This window comes from Primorskyibacter sp. S87 (genome assembly GCF_049801055.1).
In the GTDB taxonomy this organism is placed as follows: domain Bacteria; phylum Pseudomonadota; class Alphaproteobacteria; order Rhodobacterales; family Rhodobacteraceae; genus JBNAGF01.
The window spans coordinates 251,451-266,422 of the sequence record NZ_JBNAGF010000006.1; the positions used below are offsets into that span (position 1 = coordinate 251,451).

Annotated in this window: 14 protein-coding genes and 1 other RNA gene; 13 read left to right on the top strand and 2 right to left on the bottom strand. The window is 59.3% G+C overall.

What is annotated here, in order from left to right; genetic code table 11:
* Window positions 1-93: 93 nt before the first annotated feature.
* From ACP15U_RS12745 to ACP15U_RS12755, 3 genes are all read left to right on the top strand, one after another.
* Window positions 94-1,413, top strand: coding sequence for a serine hydrolase domain-containing protein (locus tag ACP15U_RS12745; protein WP_425045522.1), 1,320 nt, complete (start codon window positions 94-96; stop codon window positions 1,411-1,413).
* A 201-nt stretch (window positions 1,414-1,614) separates the two neighbouring features.
* Entirely contained in the window at window positions 1,615-2,211 is a 597-nt protein-coding gene (locus ACP15U_RS12750) for a HupE/UreJ family protein (RefSeq protein ID WP_425045523.1), read from the top strand.
* Complete coding sequence (locus tag ACP15U_RS12755) at window positions 2,208-2,822, top strand: hypothetical protein (protein WP_425045524.1); 615 nt, start codon at window positions 2,208-2,210, stop codon at window positions 2,820-2,822. The genes ACP15U_RS12750 and ACP15U_RS12755 overlap by 4 nt, the downstream gene beginning before the upstream one ends.
* 119 nt (window positions 2,823-2,941) lie before the next feature.
* Here ACP15U_RS12755 and ssrA read toward each other — a convergent pair.
* Window positions 2,942-3,288, bottom strand: a transfer-messenger RNA (tmRNA) gene (ssrA, locus tag ACP15U_RS12760).
* A gap of 293 nt (window positions 3,289-3,581) precedes the next feature.
* Between ssrA and ACP15U_RS12765 the strand changes: the two genes are divergently transcribed.
* Window positions 3,582-5,198, top strand: a complete 1,617-nt coding sequence (locus ACP15U_RS12765) for a Hint domain-containing protein (protein ID WP_425045525.1) — start codon at window positions 3,582-3,584, stop codon at window positions 5,196-5,198.
* A gap of 237 nt (window positions 5,199-5,435) precedes the next feature.
* On the opposite strand, the gene ACP15U_RS12770 is transcribed toward ACP15U_RS12765, so the two are convergent.
* Window positions 5,436-6,185 carry a FadR/GntR family transcriptional regulator gene (locus ACP15U_RS12770; protein ID WP_425045526.1) on the bottom strand — a complete coding sequence of 250 codons (750 nt, stop codon included), beginning with the start codon at window positions 6,183-6,185 and terminating at the stop codon, window positions 5,436-5,438.
* Window positions 6,186-6,366: 181 nt separating this feature from the next.
* On the opposite strand from ACP15U_RS12770, the gene ACP15U_RS12775 reads away from it, so the two are divergent.
* From ACP15U_RS12775 to ACP15U_RS12815, 9 genes are all read left to right on the top strand, one after another.
* Window positions 6,367-7,104 carry a DUF2182 domain-containing protein gene (locus ACP15U_RS12775; protein WP_425045556.1) on the top strand — a complete coding sequence of 246 codons (738 nt, stop codon included), beginning with the start codon at window positions 6,367-6,369 and terminating at the stop codon, window positions 7,102-7,104.
* Window positions 7,105-7,119: 15 nt separating this feature from the next.
* Complete coding sequence (locus tag ACP15U_RS12780) at window positions 7,120-7,806, top strand: DUF1326 domain-containing protein (RefSeq protein ID WP_425045527.1); 687 nt, start codon at window positions 7,120-7,122, stop codon at window positions 7,804-7,806.
* Between the two features lie 11 nt (window positions 7,807-7,817).
* On the top strand, window positions 7,818-8,324 hold the full coding sequence (locus ACP15U_RS12785; protein WP_425045528.1) for a DinB family protein: 507 nt from the start codon (window positions 7,818-7,820) through the stop codon (window positions 8,322-8,324).
* A gap of 1 nt (window position 8,325) precedes the next feature.
* On the top strand, window positions 8,326-9,420 hold the full coding sequence (locus ACP15U_RS12790; protein WP_425045529.1) for a dimethylsulfoniopropionate demethylase: 1,095 nt from the start codon (window positions 8,326-8,328) through the stop codon (window positions 9,418-9,420).
* 115 nt (window positions 9,421-9,535) lie between these two features.
* Window positions 9,536-10,531 (top strand): acryloyl-CoA reductase, encoded by a 996-nt coding sequence (acuI, locus tag ACP15U_RS12795; RefSeq protein ID WP_425045530.1) that lies wholly within the window; start codon window positions 9,536-9,538, stop codon window positions 10,529-10,531.
* Window positions 10,532-10,711: 180 nt separating this feature from the next.
* Window positions 10,712-11,935, top strand: coding sequence for an aminotransferase class V-fold PLP-dependent enzyme (locus ACP15U_RS12800; protein WP_425045557.1), 1,224 nt, complete (start codon window positions 10,712-10,714; stop codon window positions 11,933-11,935).
* A 153-nt stretch (window positions 11,936-12,088) separates the two neighbouring features.
* Window positions 12,089-13,300: a class I SAM-dependent methyltransferase gene (locus ACP15U_RS12805; protein ID WP_425045531.1), complete on the top strand. Its 1,212-nt coding sequence runs from the start codon at window positions 12,089-12,091 to the stop codon at window positions 13,298-13,300.
* 35 nt (window positions 13,301-13,335) lie between these two features.
* Complete coding sequence (locus ACP15U_RS12810; protein WP_425045532.1) at window positions 13,336-13,776, top strand: TrgA family protein; 441 nt, start codon at window positions 13,336-13,338, stop codon at window positions 13,774-13,776.
* Between the two features lie 48 nt (window positions 13,777-13,824).
* Window positions 13,825-14,958, top strand: a complete 1,134-nt coding sequence (locus ACP15U_RS12815; protein ID WP_425045533.1) for an NUDIX domain-containing protein — start codon at window positions 13,825-13,827, stop codon at window positions 14,956-14,958.
* The last annotated feature ends 14 nt before the right edge of the window (window positions 14,959-14,972 follow it).

The following is a 14,972-nucleotide window of genomic DNA, read 5'->3' on the forward strand; positions in this document are numbered from 1 at the left end:
GGCCGCCAACTAAGATCGCGCGCTTCCCGACCGAGTATTGACCAAGGCAGCCTAAACCTAGTTTCTATTTGGCAGCACACAGAGGGAACCCAGATGCGCATTGCAAAACTTCTGACGACGACGGCGGTCTTTATGGTCTTGGGGTCAACCGCAATTGCAACCGGGCATCAGGATAATCCCTATGCCACACATCACGAGCTGGGTTTGATGCAGGGGTTCCCACCGCCGGCTGACAGGCAGGTCGACCGGTCGAACGGGCTGTTCGGTGTGCCTTACAATCGCTGGTCCTATCAGAATATGCGGACAATCTGGCCCTCTGCGAACATTCCCTCGCCCAAAGCTTCGATGCCGCTGAAGATCGACCCGGACGGAGGCATCGAGCGGCTGGCGGTTCCGCGTCTGGACGGTTCAATCGCCACCATGGATGATTTTCTTCGCGAGACTTTCACTGATGCCTATGTGGTCATCAAGGGAGACGAGATCGTTTTTGAACGCTACCTCAACGGGATGCATGCAGATCAGCCGCACCAGATGATGTCGGTCACCAAATCCTTTGCAGGGCTGTTCGGGCTGATGGCCGTCGAGGAAGGGCTGGTATCGGAAGATGACAGTCTCACCGAGGTTATCCCAGAGTTCGAGGGGGCCGGTGCCTTTGGCGGCGATGCAACCTTCAGGCACGTACTGGACATGACTGCATCGATCAATTTCTCGGAGGATTACGCCGATCCCAACTCCGGTATCCAGCAATATGGCCGCGTGCTTGGCCTGCTCGAAGCCTCTGCCGACGAGCGGGTCGCAAATACGATCTACGAGTATCTGCCTATGCTGCCCAAGGATGACGCACACGAACATGGCGAGGTCTTTCACTATCAGACGCCCAAAACGGATGTTGTGAACTGGGTGACCAATCGGGTCACGGGCCAATCGTTTCAAGATCAACTGACCGAGCTTATGGCGGGTATCGGCGCAAAGGGCGAAACCTATGTCCTCCTGGACCGGAACGGAACGCTGTTCGCAGGCGGCGGGTTGAACGCAACGCCGCGCAATCTGGCCCGTTTCGCGGTGATGATGCTGAATGATGGTCAGGCCGGTGATGCACAGGTAGTGCCGGAAACCGTGATCGCGGCGCTGGAGGCCGGGGCCAGCCGTGACGCATTCTCAAATGGCCCGAACGGCAAAAAGGTCTATGGCGACGGCAACTGGAGCTATCGGGCGCAATGGTGGGTGCGCCATACCCCGGGCCGTGAGGCGATCAACGCGCTAGGTATTCATGGCCAGTGGATCACCATCGACCGCAAAAACGACATTGCGATCATCAAGCAATCATCGGATCCAATCTCTTCAGATGAGGATATCGACGCGTACCACTATAACGCTATCGATGCGGTTACCGACTATTTGACCGGCTCATAAGGCGGCATTCCAAAGCCGAGCAATTGTTTCTGTCTGCAAATCCTTTGCAACACAGATCTGCATCGGAATGACCTCGGCTGGTGACCCGAATGCAAACGGGCGAGGGTTTGGCATTTCATGCCAATGTGCTTTTCCTGTTGAGCACCGGGGCGGGCTCGCCTAGAAATTCAACAACGATTTCAGAAGCCAAGGGGTTTTCATATGGTGGTTCGTTTCACTTCATTTGTTATCGCATTCACGCTTGTCTTTCTGATGATCAACGGCCCGGCGATGGCCCATACCGGCGAGGGTTATGGCGGCGGGTTCGTTGCAGGCTTTACTCATCCGATCCTCGGCTGGGATCACGTCGCGGCAATGGTCGCCGTTGGCCTTTGGGGCGCATTCCTTGGCGCGCCTGCAATCTGGATCCTGCCCGTGGTGTTTCCACTTGTCATGGCCTTTGGTGCCGTGGCCGGGATCGTTGGCATCCCGGTTCCTGCGGTCGAAACCGGGATCGCGCTATCGGCTGTTGTCCTTGGCCTGATGATTGTCTTTGCAGTCAAGCCGCCGATCTGGGTTTCGGCCGTTCTTGTCGGCGCTTTTGCGATCTTTCACGGATATGCCCACGGGACCGAACTCCCCGCGACCGTCAACGCCTTTGCTTACGCCGTGGGATTCGTGATCTCAACCGGCCTGCTGCATCTCATCGGTATCGCGTTCGGTCTGCTGGTGAAATGGCCTGCGGGCCGGGTCGCCGTTCGCGGGGCCGGCGGATTGATTTCACTGGCCGGTGTCGCGTTTCTCACCGGGATGGCATGAAAAAAACCATATTCCGCTACCTGGTCTGGCTGCCGCTCGTTCTGGCGGCCGGTCCGGTGCATGCGCATGCTCCCATTCCGGGGATCAAAGGATTCTATGTCGGATTGTTGCACCCGTTTTCGACGCCGTCACAAGCCGTGCTGATGCTGGGTCTCGGGTTGTTGGTCGGGGGTTTTGCCGTCGCAAAAGTGCGATGGTTCCTGGGCGCGTTTCTTGTTTTCAGCGTGCTGGGCGTGGTCTTCGGCTCTGCCAATCTCGGGCTTGATGCAGCGCTGTTCTCGGCCGCTGTCGCGGCTTGCTCGCTCGCGGCTCTGGCTCCGGGAAGATTGATGCCGCTCGGGGTTGTCCTGACGGCTGTTGGCGCCGTTTTGATCGGCTTTGTGTCGATTCCGGATGCTGGGCTGCAACGGGACAGGGTAATTACAATGTCCGGCTCGTTGGTCGGGGCCAACATCGGTCTGCTGTATCTGTGGGGGTTCACATACTTTGTGAAACAGCGCCTTTTATGGCCATGGGTCGGGATTGGTTTCAGGATTGCAGCGGCCTGGGTGGCCGCGATCGCACTTCTGATGCTCGCTCTTGGTCTTGCCGCCGTGGACACCGCGTCGTGACGGGCCGATTGGCGGCCATACCCAAAATCCGGGAGTTTTCGCCGTAACCCTTCTGCCGGTAAGAAACCGGCTTGGGGTTTCAGCTTGGTCCCGCGGTCAAGCAATACGCTGAAAGCTGAAGTGTAGGCTTCTGTTGCCAGGTGCCTACGAACCCCGCCTGAAGCTGCTAGGCGTCAGGGCTTAGATTTCGGTGTTAGGCACTGCTTACGCAGCGACTGCTACCGGAGCACGATTGTCATTTGCAATTGTACTGTTTGGGCCGGTACGGTGGCACCCCGCCGAGACAAAGCTAACCCCTTTAGACGTCCGTCGATCCTGTTTCGGCCCCATGATCCCCAAATGAAGGATTTTGGTGGAGCCGCCGGGTACCGCCCCCGGGTCCGATCCGTTTATTACGAGCGCGTTTATGTCCATAGTCCCGAAGGACGATCCGAATATAGGTATACTTGCCCGTAAATGCCAACCCCGGAACGACGATAATCTCGCCCTCCGGAACACACCGCATATGAGGGTAGGAATCGGTCAAATCAGGCCGGAATGGCTCGGAATAGCCAACAATACCGGTAAAACCGACCTGATTGTTGCCAAATCCGTGGGGTGTTGGGCGTTTTTTGCCCTCGATTTGCCATGTTTTTGGCCGAGGCCCCGGAATGCTGTACATTACTCTTGCCGGTCCGGATCCCATGGATTTCCCGGGTTGGGCGGTATTTGCTTGGGCAGAGAAGCTGCCCGCAACTGATTTTGTTAGCGAGGTTTGACATGGCAGACCTGAACGGTCCCATTGATACGCAGAGTGTTACCGATGTTCCGATTGATCCGGAGTCAAACAATCCGATCGAGGTGAATCAGACTTCTATTGTATCCACCACCGATACCGGCGGTGTCCCGCGTGACAACTTCCAGCTTGCGGTGAATCTGACCGGCGCAAATGTCGCCGAACATGTCAATGTCAGCATCGTGATTGACCAGTCTGGCTCGACCCGGAATGATTCCGGCACGGATTTCACCGGGGACGGAAACACGGATTCGATTCTCACGGCGGAACTCTTCGCGGCGCTCGAACTGTTCGACGCCTATGTTGCTGCCGGATATGATCCGGATGAGATCACGATCTCGCTTGTCACTTATACCAACGATGCCGAAGTCCGTGGCTCGTTCGGACTGGATGAGCGGGATGCATTCATGGACTCGCTGGATACGATTAGAGTCGAAGGCCCTCAGTTCACGACCAACTATGTGGCCGGTCTCGATGCGGCGGGCGATTCCTTCACCAATGCGGGCGCCAGCCCGGACGATACCAACATCGTGGTGTTCCTGTCCGACGGTTTCCCGGTGCCCGGAGGGCAGGACATCGCGGGCGCGGCCAGTGACCTCGAGGATGATTGGGGTGCGCTGATCACCGGTGTCGGACTTGGCGAGAATTCCAGCCTTGATGCGTTGAACGAACTGGACAACACCGGCGGTGCCACGCAGGTGCTGAGCGGCGATGAGCTGCTTGATATCGTTGTCGAACCGTTGACGGATGCCGACTTCCTCAGGTTTGAAATCCTGATCGAAGGTGTGGACGACGCCGGCAACCCACTGACCCAGCGGCTGGTCTTCGAGGAAGGTGACCCCGAGGTTATCACAACCCAGCTTGGCTGGAGCATCGACTGCATCGACATCGATCCGAATTTCGCTCCGGGTCAGGACGTCACGATCACCGTCAACGGCATCTTTGCCGAAGATCCCGGCAATCCGGGCAGCGGCGAGCAGGTGGTTACCACCCAGCATGAGCTGCCGATCGTGGTCTGTTTCACTCCCGGTGTGCGGATCCTGACGCCCGGCGGCGCCGTGGCGGTCGAGGAACTTGAGGTCGGGGATCGTGTTGTAACCCGCGATCACGGTGTCCAGCAGATCGCGTGGATCGGCCAGACCATTGTCAGCGCAGGTCGTCTGGCGGCCAGCCCGACCTTACGCCCGATCCTGATCCGCAAGGATGCTCTGGGGCCCGGCCAGCCAGAGCAGGACATGCGCGTATCCCGGCAGCACCGGATGCTGGTTCGCGATTGGCGTTCGGAAATGCTGTTTGGCGAAGAGGGCGGCGTTCTGGTTCCTGCCTTTGCACTGTGCAATGGCTCGACGGTTGTTCAGGACCTGCCCGAAGGCGACGTCACCTATATCCATATCGCCTTTGAAAGCCACGAAATTGTCTATGCCGATGGCGTTGAGACGGAAAGTTTCCACCCGGCCGACCGGACCGTGTCTGGGCTGAGCTCGGAACAACGTGGAGAGCTGCTGACTCTGTTCCCGCATCTGGCTGAAGACGAGGAATTTGCCTATCGCATAGCCCGGGATCAGATCCGTGGCCGCGAAGGACATCTGTTCCGGGGCTGATCCCGGAAAACATGATGGGGACCGTCGGGGGACGGGGTTGGGCGCGAATTGCGGGGGCAAATTCGCGCCCATACCTACATCTGCCCCCCCCCCGGAACTGGCATTTCTGGCTCGAGCTTTCGTAGACGTCAAGCTTTGAAATTGAAAGAAATTACAATGTGGTGCGAGGCGATGCTCAACCAATCTCGGAGAGTGGCGCATCAAATGCACCAACCCTTGCCGAGGTCTGGCGAGCGATCAGGGCGTGTCGGCCTGTTGGTTGCGACGCTCCCGCGCGGCAAAGACATTTCCGGCCAGTTCCCGCGTATAGCTGTCCAGCGCGGCCAGGGCATTGTCTGCGGTGGGCGCGTCACCGGCTTCGATTGCGTCCGCCAGACGGGTGTGCAGAGCCACGATCTCTTCGCGTGACCGGGCGGTGAAGGTAATCATGTTCATCAGGGGCTGCATGGCTTCGACCGCGCCGGCAAGCTGGTAGCTGAGCACCGGGTTGCCCGCACCATCAACCAATGCCCGGTGAAAGGCGACATCGGACGCGCAGAACGCTTCGTCCGTCAGGCCGGGCTGCGCCTGCCGGACGATCTCGGCCCGCATGGTTGCAAGGTGATCCGGCGTCCGCCGTTCCGCCGACAGCGGTGCGCAGGCCCGTTCCAGCGCAAACCGCGCCTCGCAGGCAGTGTCGAAACTGACCGCGTTCATAGACAGCAGAAGGGTTGATGTGGTGATTTGCTGCGAATAGGCATCTTCAAAATTCAACCGGTTCACAAACGCTCCACCAGCCGCTCCGCGTTGTGTGCGGATGAGAGATTGTGCCGCCAGCCGTTTCAATGCTTCGCGCACAGTAGGGCGAGACACCTGAAATTGCTCGACAAGTTCCGCTTCGGACGGCAGGCGCTCATCCACAATCAGATCGCCAGAAACGATGGCGTCACGGATTGCGTTGGCGATCTGGGCCGAAAGGTCGGCAGAGCTCCGTGGGTCGATTTTCATGGTTTTGCAGTCCTGCGGGAAACTTTTCAATTGTCTGACATTTAAAAGTCTGACATTTCTTCTTTCAAGAGGCGAGTCGTTTTTCGTCTTACAGGGATGCATCAATGCAGGCCAGTGGGCCTGCATCTCGCGCGAGGGGAGAGACAGCGTGAAGGCCATTCTGACCGACAGGATCCGAGCCATGGGAGGCTGGCACTGGCTGGCGCTCTTTGGCGGGATTCTCGCGGCCTGGCTTGCGCTGTATCTGATGGCTGCGCCGGCGGATCTGCGCGAGGCGAGTGCCATCTATGGGGCAGGGTTCTGGCGTGACTTGTGCACGCTGACACCGGATGCTGCGGGATTCGTGCGGATGGTGCTAATGTGGGGGCTGATGTCGGCTGCGATGATGGCTCCAACGGCGCTTCCAGCCTTTGCCACCTATGACGATCTGGCGCATTCCACGCCTGATACGCGGTTTTCCCATCTGGTCGCTGGCTATCTGGTGGTCTGGATCGGGTTTTCGGTGCTCGCCGCCGCCCTGCAGATGGTTCTGTTCAGGGCCGGGTTGCTGAGCGCGTTTGGCGACAGTGTTTCGCGGACCCTGTCCGCCGGTCTGCTGATCGTTGCCGGCCTGTATCAGTTCAGTGCCTTCAAAGAGGCGTGTCTCAGCAAGTGCCGCCGGCCGCTCACGTTTTTCATGCAACACTGGGAAGAAGGACCATGGCGCAACGGGTTGCGGCTTGGGGCGGTCTGTCTTGGGTGCTGTTGGGCGCTGATGTTGCTGGCCTTTGTCGGCGGAGTCATGAATCTGGCCTTTATGGGGCTGGCAACGCTGATCATGGTTTTTGAGAAATTGCCCGATCTCGGGCGCTATATCACCCGCCCATTGGGAATGCTGCTGATCGCGGCGGCACCAGTGGTCGGGTTGGGATTGATCTGAAGAGAGGACAAGAACATGGCAAGCGACAAAATCGAGGTTGCCGCTAAGATCGACAGCCGCCATCCGGCCGCCGAGCGAAAAGACCCCGGGCTGACCCCGTGGGCGATCAAGGGAGAGCTGGTGCTGAACTGCAATTGCACCGTGTTCTGCCCCTGTGTCGTTTCGCTGGGCCTGCACCCGCCAACCGAGGGTCACTGCCAGACCTGGGGTGGTGTTCGCATCGACAGCGGCCATTATGGCGACGAAGATCTTTCAGGTCTCAATATCGGCCTGCTGATTGAAATCCCCGGCATGATGAGCCGCGGCAACTGGAAAGCAGCAGTCTTCATCGACGACCGCGCCAGCCATGCCGCATTCGAGGCACTGGTCAAGATATTTTCGGGGCAGGCGAAAGGGACAACCGGGCTGTTTTCGGTGCTGGTCGGAGAGTTCCTTGGCGCCGAGCGCCAGCCTGTCAGCTATGTCAACGAAGGCAAGAACCGCCACATCACTGTGGGCCGCAAGATTCAAGGCACCGTGTTCCCGGTTGAAGGCAAGAACCCCGACGAAGAAATCGTGATCTCGAACACGAAATACTGGATGGGTCCGGACATTACCGTCGGCACGGCCAGCAAGGGCAAGGTGCGCGCCTATGGTCGCGTCTGGGATTTTGACGGTCGATCTGCAGAGATTTGCCAGATCGACTGGCACGGTCCAAAATAAGGACCGCAAAGATGATCTCGGCCGGATATGCCCGGATGATGGCGCGCTACAATGCGTGGCAAAACAGCCAGTTATCAGAGCGACTTGAAGCATTGGGCCCGGTCGAGCTGTTGCGGGACCGGGGGGCGTTCTTTGGCTCGATCCAGGGAACGCTCAACCATCTTCTCTGGGGGGATGGGATGTGGATGGCCCGCTTTGACGGTGGTGCGCCGCCGTCCGGGGACATAACCCAGAGTGCGAGCCTGTGCGCGGGCCTGCCGGATTGGATGACGGACCGGCTCGCGATGGACCGGCGGATCGTGAAATGGGCTGATGGCTTGTCCGATGACCGGCTTGACGGGGATCTGAGCTGGTTCTCGGGTGCCGCCGGGCGGCAGGTCTCGAAACCTTTGGGATTGCTGGTCGTGCACATGTTCAACCATCAGACCCACCATCGCGGCCAAATCCACCAGATGCTGACAGAGACTGGGTCAGACGCTCCGGTTTCCGATCTGTTCTTTCTGCCCGAGGAGACGTGACATGGCAGAGATCTACCCTTCGCGACGAGTGCGCAAGACGCCCTTCAGTGCCGGTGTCGAAGCCGCCGGGGTCAAGGCCTATACGGTCTACAATCACATGTTGCTGCCGGTGTGTTTCGACAGTGTCGAGGCAGATTGCGCACACCTGAAACAGCATGTGCAGATCTGGGATGTTTCTTGCGAGCGGCAGGTCGAGATCCGTGGGCCGGATGCGCTGCGTCTGATGAAGATGATCAGCCCCCGCGATATGGACAGGATGGCAGCCGATCAGTGTTATTATGTCCCGGCGGTGGATCACAACGGGGGCATGTTGAATGATCCGGTGTCGATCAAGCTGGCAGATGACCACTACTGGCTGTCGGTAGCTGATGGCGACCTCTGGCAATATGTGCTGGGGCTGGCCATTGCACATGGCATGGATGTCGAGATCGGCGAGCCGGACGTTTCGCCACTGGCGGTTCAGGGGCCGAAAGCCGACGATCTCATGGCGCGGGTGTTTGGCGACGTGGTGCGCGAGATCCGGTTCTTCCGCTACAAGCGGTTGCCCTTTGAGGGGCGCGACTTGGTGGTGGCGCGGTCCGGCTGGTCAAAGCAGGGCGGTTTCGAGATCTATGTCGAGGGTACGGAGTACGGCATGCCGCTGTGGGATGCGCTGTTTGCCGCGGGCGAGGATCTCGGTGTGAGGGCAGGGTGTCCGAACAACATTGAACGGATCGAAAGCGGGTTGCTGAGCTTTGGGTCGGACATGCGGCGTGAAAACACGCCATATGAATGTGGGCTGGGCCGGTTCTGCAATTCGCCCGAAGATTTCATTGGCAAGGTGGCCCTGGCGGATCAGGCTAGGAATGGCCCGCCGCGGCAGATCCGGCCGTTGGTTATCGACGGTGAGATTGGCCCATGCACGGGCTCGTGGCCGCTGTTGGCAGGAAGCAAGCAGGTTGGACAGGTAGCTTCGGCAGTCTATTCGCCCGAATTCGGCGTCAACGTGGCCATCGGCATGGTGGACCGGGCGCATTGGGACGCGGGATCGGTGCTGGAGGTCGACACGGAACATGGGATGCACCGGGCGGTGGTGCAGGATCGGTTCTGGCGGTGAAAGAAGAGAGTTGGGGAGGGGGCTCTGCCCCCGTCGCGCGCGGCGCGACTCCCCCGGAGTATTTGGAAAAAGATGAAGGTCAGGGGGCAGGTGGCCCCCGCAACGGAGGATGAGGATGTTCAACGCACTGGTGATGGAAAAAGACGAAGAGAGCGGCAAGGCGACCGGCTCCGTGAAACAGCTGGGGTTGGAGGATTTGCCCGAGGCCGATGTGACCGTCGCGGTGGAGTATTCCACCGTGAACTACAAGGACGGGCTGTGTCTGAGCTCTCATGGTGGCGGGCTAGTACGCAAATATCCCCATGTGCCTGGTATCGATTTTGCCGGCACAGTCGAAGCGTCTTCCGATGATCGCTACAAGCCGGGTGATAAGGTGGTGCTGACCGGTTGGCGCGTGGGAGAGGCTCACTGGGGTGGCTATACCCAGAAAGCCCGTGTGCGCGCCGACTGGCTGGTGCCGCTGCCTGGTGGGCTGGACACCCGACAGGCGATGGCGGTGGGAACGGCAGGATTCACCGCGATGCTTGCTGTCATGGCGCTGGAAGATCACGGGCTGGAGGCCGGACATGGCCCGGTTCTGGTAACGGGGGCTGCCGGTGGCGTCGGATCCGTTGCCACTGCGATTCTTGCCGGGCTCGGCTATGAAGTGGCCGGTGTAACCGGCCGTCCGGAGACCGCGGATTACCTGAAATCGCTGGGCGCCACGCAGATCGTGGCCCGCGAAGACATCAACGAGACCACCAAGCGGCCGCTGGAAAGCGAGACCTGGGCCGGCTGTGTTGACGCCGTTGGCGGAGCAATGCTGGCGCGGGTTCTGGGGCAGATGAAATACGGGGCATCGGTTGCCGCTGTCGGCCTTGCGGGTGGCGCGGGTTTGCCGGCGACGGTGATCCCGTTCCTGCTGCGTGGCGTGAACCTGTTGGGTATCGACTCGGTGATGCAACCCTATGACAGCCGGCTGAGGGCCTGGCAGCGGATCGCAAGTGACCTGCCGATGGACAAGCTGGAGGCGATGGTCCAGCCTGCGACGCTGTCAGACCTGCCGCAGCTTGGCGCCGACATTCTCAACGGTCAGGTGAAAGGACGGGTCGTTGTGGACGTGAATGCCTGATCCTAGATGAACCGGACAGGTGCGGCCGCCTCGGGTGAGGGCGGCCGCATTTTTTTGTTACCACACCGCAGACAGTTTCGGCCGGATCAAGCGCGGTTCGGCTGACCCGACACGTCCGCGCCAATGCGCCGCCTCAAGCCTGTCTTGACGTGGATGTGAATGACCGCGACAACTTGGGCCATGACACTCGATCTTGACTTCGTACGGGCGCAATTTCCCGCTTTTTCCGAGCCTTCCCTGCAGGGGCAGGCCTTTTTTGAGAATGCCGGTGGCTCTTACACCTGCCAGCCGGTGATTGACCGGCTGACCCGGTTTTACACCCAGCGCAAGGTTCAACCCTATGCGCCTTACGAAGCAAGCCGGCTGGCCGGAGAGGAGATGGACGAGGCGCGCACCCGGATGTCGGCGCTACTTGGTGTCGATCCGGATGAACTGAGCTTTGGGCCGTCGACCACGCAGAACACCTTTGTGCTCGCGCAGGCTTTTCGCAAATGGATGCAGCCGGGCGAAGCCATCGTTGTGACCGATCAGGACCACGAAGCAAATACCGGTCCGTGGCGACGGCTGGCCGAGGAAGGGATCGAAATCCGAGAGTGGAAGCTGGACCCGGTGACCGGCCATCTGAACCCCGAGGATCTTGACACCTTGCTGGACGAAAAGGTTCGGTTGGTCTGCTTTCCGCATTGCTCCAATGTGGTGGGCGAGATCAACCCGGTGGTCGAGATCACGGCCATGGCGCACGCTGCCGGGGCTTTTGTATGTGTGGACGGTGTCTCCTATGCACCGCACGGCTTTCCCGATGTCGGTCGACTGGGGCCGGATATCTACCTGTTTTCTTCATACAAGACCTATGGTCCGCATCAGGGCCTGATGGTAATCCGGCGGGCTTTGGGGGAATTGCTCCCGAACCAGGCGCATTTTTTCAATGCCGGAGATCTTTACAAGCGGTTCACTCCGGCCGGACCGGATCACGCGCAGGTCGCTGCCTGCGCCGGAATGGCCGATTACATCGAGGCGTTGCACGACCATCACGGCGGCGGCAGAGAAAGCCTCGAGGATAAGGGCAGTTTTGTGCATGACCTGATGCGGGCGCACGAAATTCATCTGCTGCAACCGCTGCTGGACGCGGTGAAAACGCGGAATTCGGTGCGGCTGCTTGGTCCGGACCGGGCTGAAAACCGTGCGCCAACCGTGGCGCTTGCACTTGGGCGTCCGGGCGAGCCCGTGGCGGCCGAACTGGCGGCGCACGGGATTATGGCGGGTGGCGGAGACTTCTACGCGGTTCGTACCCTGCGCGCGCAGGGAATTGATCCGGAGGAAGGCGTGCTCAGGCTCAGCTTCACCCATTACACGTCACCGGACGAAATCAAAAAGTTGATTGAGGTGCTCGACCGGGTGCTGTGAACAAGTTCGGCCTGAGGTATCGTAACCTGTGATTGCGGAACAACCTGATGTCTCTGTTCGCGAAACAAGACGTTTCGCGGACTAAGTCACGCAAAACTTGCCAGAAACGGGAAGTCGTCTTAGCCTTTGTCTCGAACCGCAAGGGGAGAGCGGATGATCCTGACCAGCACTGAGGGGCAGTCTGACCTGCCTCGCTATTTTGATCGCGTGATGACCATGCTGAAGGACATGCAGGTGGGCCGTCTGGACATTAAACTGCCAGACGGGCGGGTCTTTCGGGCCGAAGGCAGCAAACCGGGACCGGTGGCTGAGATCCATGTCCACAACCGCGACCTGTTCGCCCGATTGATCCGCGAAGGCGATCTGGGTTTTTCCGATGCATATCTGGAGGAATGGTGGTCCACTCCGGATCTTCAGACCTTCATGGACCTCGTTCATAGGGGCGAGGAAACGGTTTATGACGATTTCCCCGGCATGGGGTTCGTCCGGGCCTATGAGCGATTGCGCTTCTGGCTGCAGCGCAATCACAAGCAGCAAGCCAAGAAGAACATCTCGTATCACTATGATCTTGGGAATGATTTTTACAAGCTCTGGCTTGACGATACGATGACCTATTCAAGCGCCATATTCGAAACCGGACAGGAAAGTCTCGAGAACGCGCAAATCGCCAAATATGCCAGTCTGGTTGACGAGATGGGGGCGAAACCCGGAGATCACATCCTTGAAATCGGCTGTGGCTGGGGCGGGTTTGCGGAGTATGCCGCGCGCGAACGTGGGCTCAGGGTGACAGGTCTGACGATCTCGCGAGAGCAGTTTAATTATGCGCAGGAGCGTATTGAAAAAGCAGGGCTTTCCCACATGGTTGAGTTCAGGATGCAGGACTACCGGGATGAACGCGGCAGCTACGACGGCATTGCGTCAATCGAGATGTTCGAAGCCGTCGGCGAGAAATACTGGCCTGTTTATTTCCAAACCATACGGGACCGGTTGAAGCCCGGGGCAAAAGCAACGCTGCAGATCATCACAGTGGCGGACCGCCGATGGGAGATCTACAAGCATGGCGTCGACTTCATCCAAAAGCACATATTCCCCGGTGGTATGTTGCCAGCGCCGAAGATCCTGAAAGAACAGGTTCAGAATGCCGGGCTGGATTATGTCGGATCCAAGGAGTTCGGCGCGAGTTATGACCAAACCCTGCGCCGCTGGCACGAAACTTTTAACGAAAAGTGGGATCAGGTGGCCGCAATGGGGTTTGACGACCGGTTCCGCCGGATGTGGAATTTCTACCTGACCTCCTGCGCGGCGGCCTTTGACAGTGGCACCTGCGATGTGACACAAATGACAGTGGCCCGACCGGAGCAATAACCCGAGCAGATTAACCAAGCCGATCAGGACATCAGATGCCCGATGCAGCCCGCCTAGTTGCCGCAATATCCCTTGCGATCATTGCATTCATCGTCTCCCTTCAGGTTATGCCGTTGATGCCCGAAGGCACCGATTTCGGTTATTTCGTTCCGTTGAACATCGCCATAGGTGTGGTCTGCGGATGGGTGGTGATGGGGCGACGCGCAGGCAAGGGGATCACTCCCGCGATTAACAACGGTCTGACTGGCGTCGCCGTGATGATGTTTTGGGGCCTGTTCGTTCAAGGTGCCTACAAGATGTTTCGCCAATCCATGCGACACCTCTATAACGGGCCGTTCGAGGCCTTGAGCGACATCTTTCGCATCGGCCTCGAATACGGAATGACAATTGCGGTTCCCAACATCATCATCACCCTGCTGGTGGGGGCTCTGGTCGCTGGGCTCGCAACCGAATATGCTTGGCGCACATGGCGCTGATGCATTTAGGGGCACGCTGTAAGCTCTTGTGAAAAGGTATCTTAAAAAGTGCCAGACCTGTTCTTTTTTGGCACGCTGCGCCATATGCCTCTGCTCGAGGTGGTGCTGGGGCGCAGCGCAGATGATCTTGCTCCGGTGGCGGCAAGCCTGCCCGGGTATTCCGTTCACACCGTTCACGATATGCCGTTTGCGACGATCCACGAAAGGCCCGGCGAACGCGCGGATGGCGTGCTGCTGCAGGGACTGTCTGCGTCGGACGTTGCCCGGCTCGAGTTTTATGCGGGCGGGTTCGCCGATGGCCTGAAACCCGTTACGCTGGATATCGCAGCTGGCGGGCAGGCGCGGGCGCAGGTCTGTTTCCCCGAACGGTTCCACCGAACACGGGGAGAGCCTTGGGATCTCGGCGATTGGGCGCGGGACTGGGGCGATTTGAGCGTGCGGACCGCACGGGAGGTGATGGCGGGGTTTGGATCTGCCACCCGCCAAAACATTGCCGAGCGGTTGCCAGCCATCCGACGCCGCGCCGCGTCCTGGGTCGCGCTCCAGCAGCGCGCAGGCAGCCCCGATCGGAACGTGCACCGTGACGTCGAGATTCTGCGCCGCGACATACCCCATGATAATTTTCTGGCCATGGAAGAGATGGATCTGCGCTTTCGCCGCCATGATGGGACGATGAGCGATGTGGTCAACCGCAGCTCCATGATGACCGGCCGGGCGGCGGTGGTGCTGCCATATGATCCGGTTCGAGACAGGGTTGTTCTGGTCGAGCAGTTTCGCGCGCCGGTCTTCATGGCAGGAGATCCGGCTCCGTGGGTCTGGGAGGCGGTGGCCGGGCTGGTCGATCCCGGTGAAACACCTGAACAAACCGCCATCCGAGAGGCGATGGAAGAGGCGCACGTTGAACTGACTCGGTTGGAACCTGCCGGCGAGGCATTCTCGTCAACCGGGAATTCAAACGAATTCTGCCATCTCTTTGTCGGGCTTGGCGATCTGGACAGCACGGTCTCTGGCGCCGGAGTCGAAAGCGAGCACGAAGATATCCGCAGCGAGATCCTCGACTACGACATCTTTCGGGAAAGGTTGGATTCCATGGCTTACAAAAGCCTTCACCTGAATGCTCTGGGGCACTGGTTGGCACGTCACCGTGCGCGGCTAAGGGCCGAAGTTGGTATTGATGATTGACCCCGCGATGTGCA

What these genes read in the sequence shown, in the direction of transcription:
- ACP15U_RS12755 (WP_425045524.1), top strand. Translation starts at nt 2,208, where the DNA reads ATGAAAAAAACCATATTCCGCTACCTGGTCTGGCTGCCGCTCGTTCTG.
- ACP15U_RS12785 (WP_425045528.1), top strand. Translation starts at nt 7,818, where the DNA reads ATGATCTCGGCCGGATATGCCCGGATGATGGCGCGCTACAATGCGTGG.
- ACP15U_RS12770 (WP_425045526.1), bottom strand. Translation starts at nt 6,185, where the DNA reads ATGAAAATCGACCCACGGAGCTCTGCCGACCTTTCGGCCCAGATCGCC.
- acuI (WP_425045530.1), top strand. Translation starts at nt 9,536, where the DNA reads ATGTTCAACGCACTGGTGATGGAAAAAGACGAAGAGAGCGGCAAGGCG.
- ACP15U_RS12800 (WP_425045557.1), top strand. Translation starts at nt 10,712, where the DNA reads ATGACACTCGATCTTGACTTCGTACGGGCGCAATTTCCCGCTTTTTCC.
- ACP15U_RS12780 (WP_425045527.1), top strand. Translation starts at nt 7,120, where the DNA reads ATGGCAAGCGACAAAATCGAGGTTGCCGCTAAGATCGACAGCCGCCAT.
- ACP15U_RS12805 (WP_425045531.1), top strand. Translation starts at nt 12,089, where the DNA reads ATGATCCTGACCAGCACTGAGGGGCAGTCTGACCTGCCTCGCTATTTT.
- ACP15U_RS12790 (WP_425045529.1), top strand. Translation starts at nt 8,326, where the DNA reads ATGGCAGAGATCTACCCTTCGCGACGAGTGCGCAAGACGCCCTTCAGT.
- ACP15U_RS12750 (WP_425045523.1), top strand. Translation starts at nt 1,615, where the DNA reads ATGGTGGTTCGTTTCACTTCATTTGTTATCGCATTCACGCTTGTCTTT.
- ACP15U_RS12775 (WP_425045556.1), top strand. Translation starts at nt 6,367, where the DNA reads ATGGGAGGCTGGCACTGGCTGGCGCTCTTTGGCGGGATTCTCGCGGCC.
- ACP15U_RS12745 (WP_425045522.1), top strand. Translation starts at nt 94, where the DNA reads ATGCGCATTGCAAAACTTCTGACGACGACGGCGGTCTTTATGGTCTTG.
- ACP15U_RS12765 (WP_425045525.1), top strand. Translation starts at nt 3,582, where the DNA reads ATGGCAGACCTGAACGGTCCCATTGATACGCAGAGTGTTACCGATGTT.
- ACP15U_RS12810 (WP_425045532.1), top strand. Translation starts at nt 13,336, where the DNA reads ATGCCCGATGCAGCCCGCCTAGTTGCCGCAATATCCCTTGCGATCATT.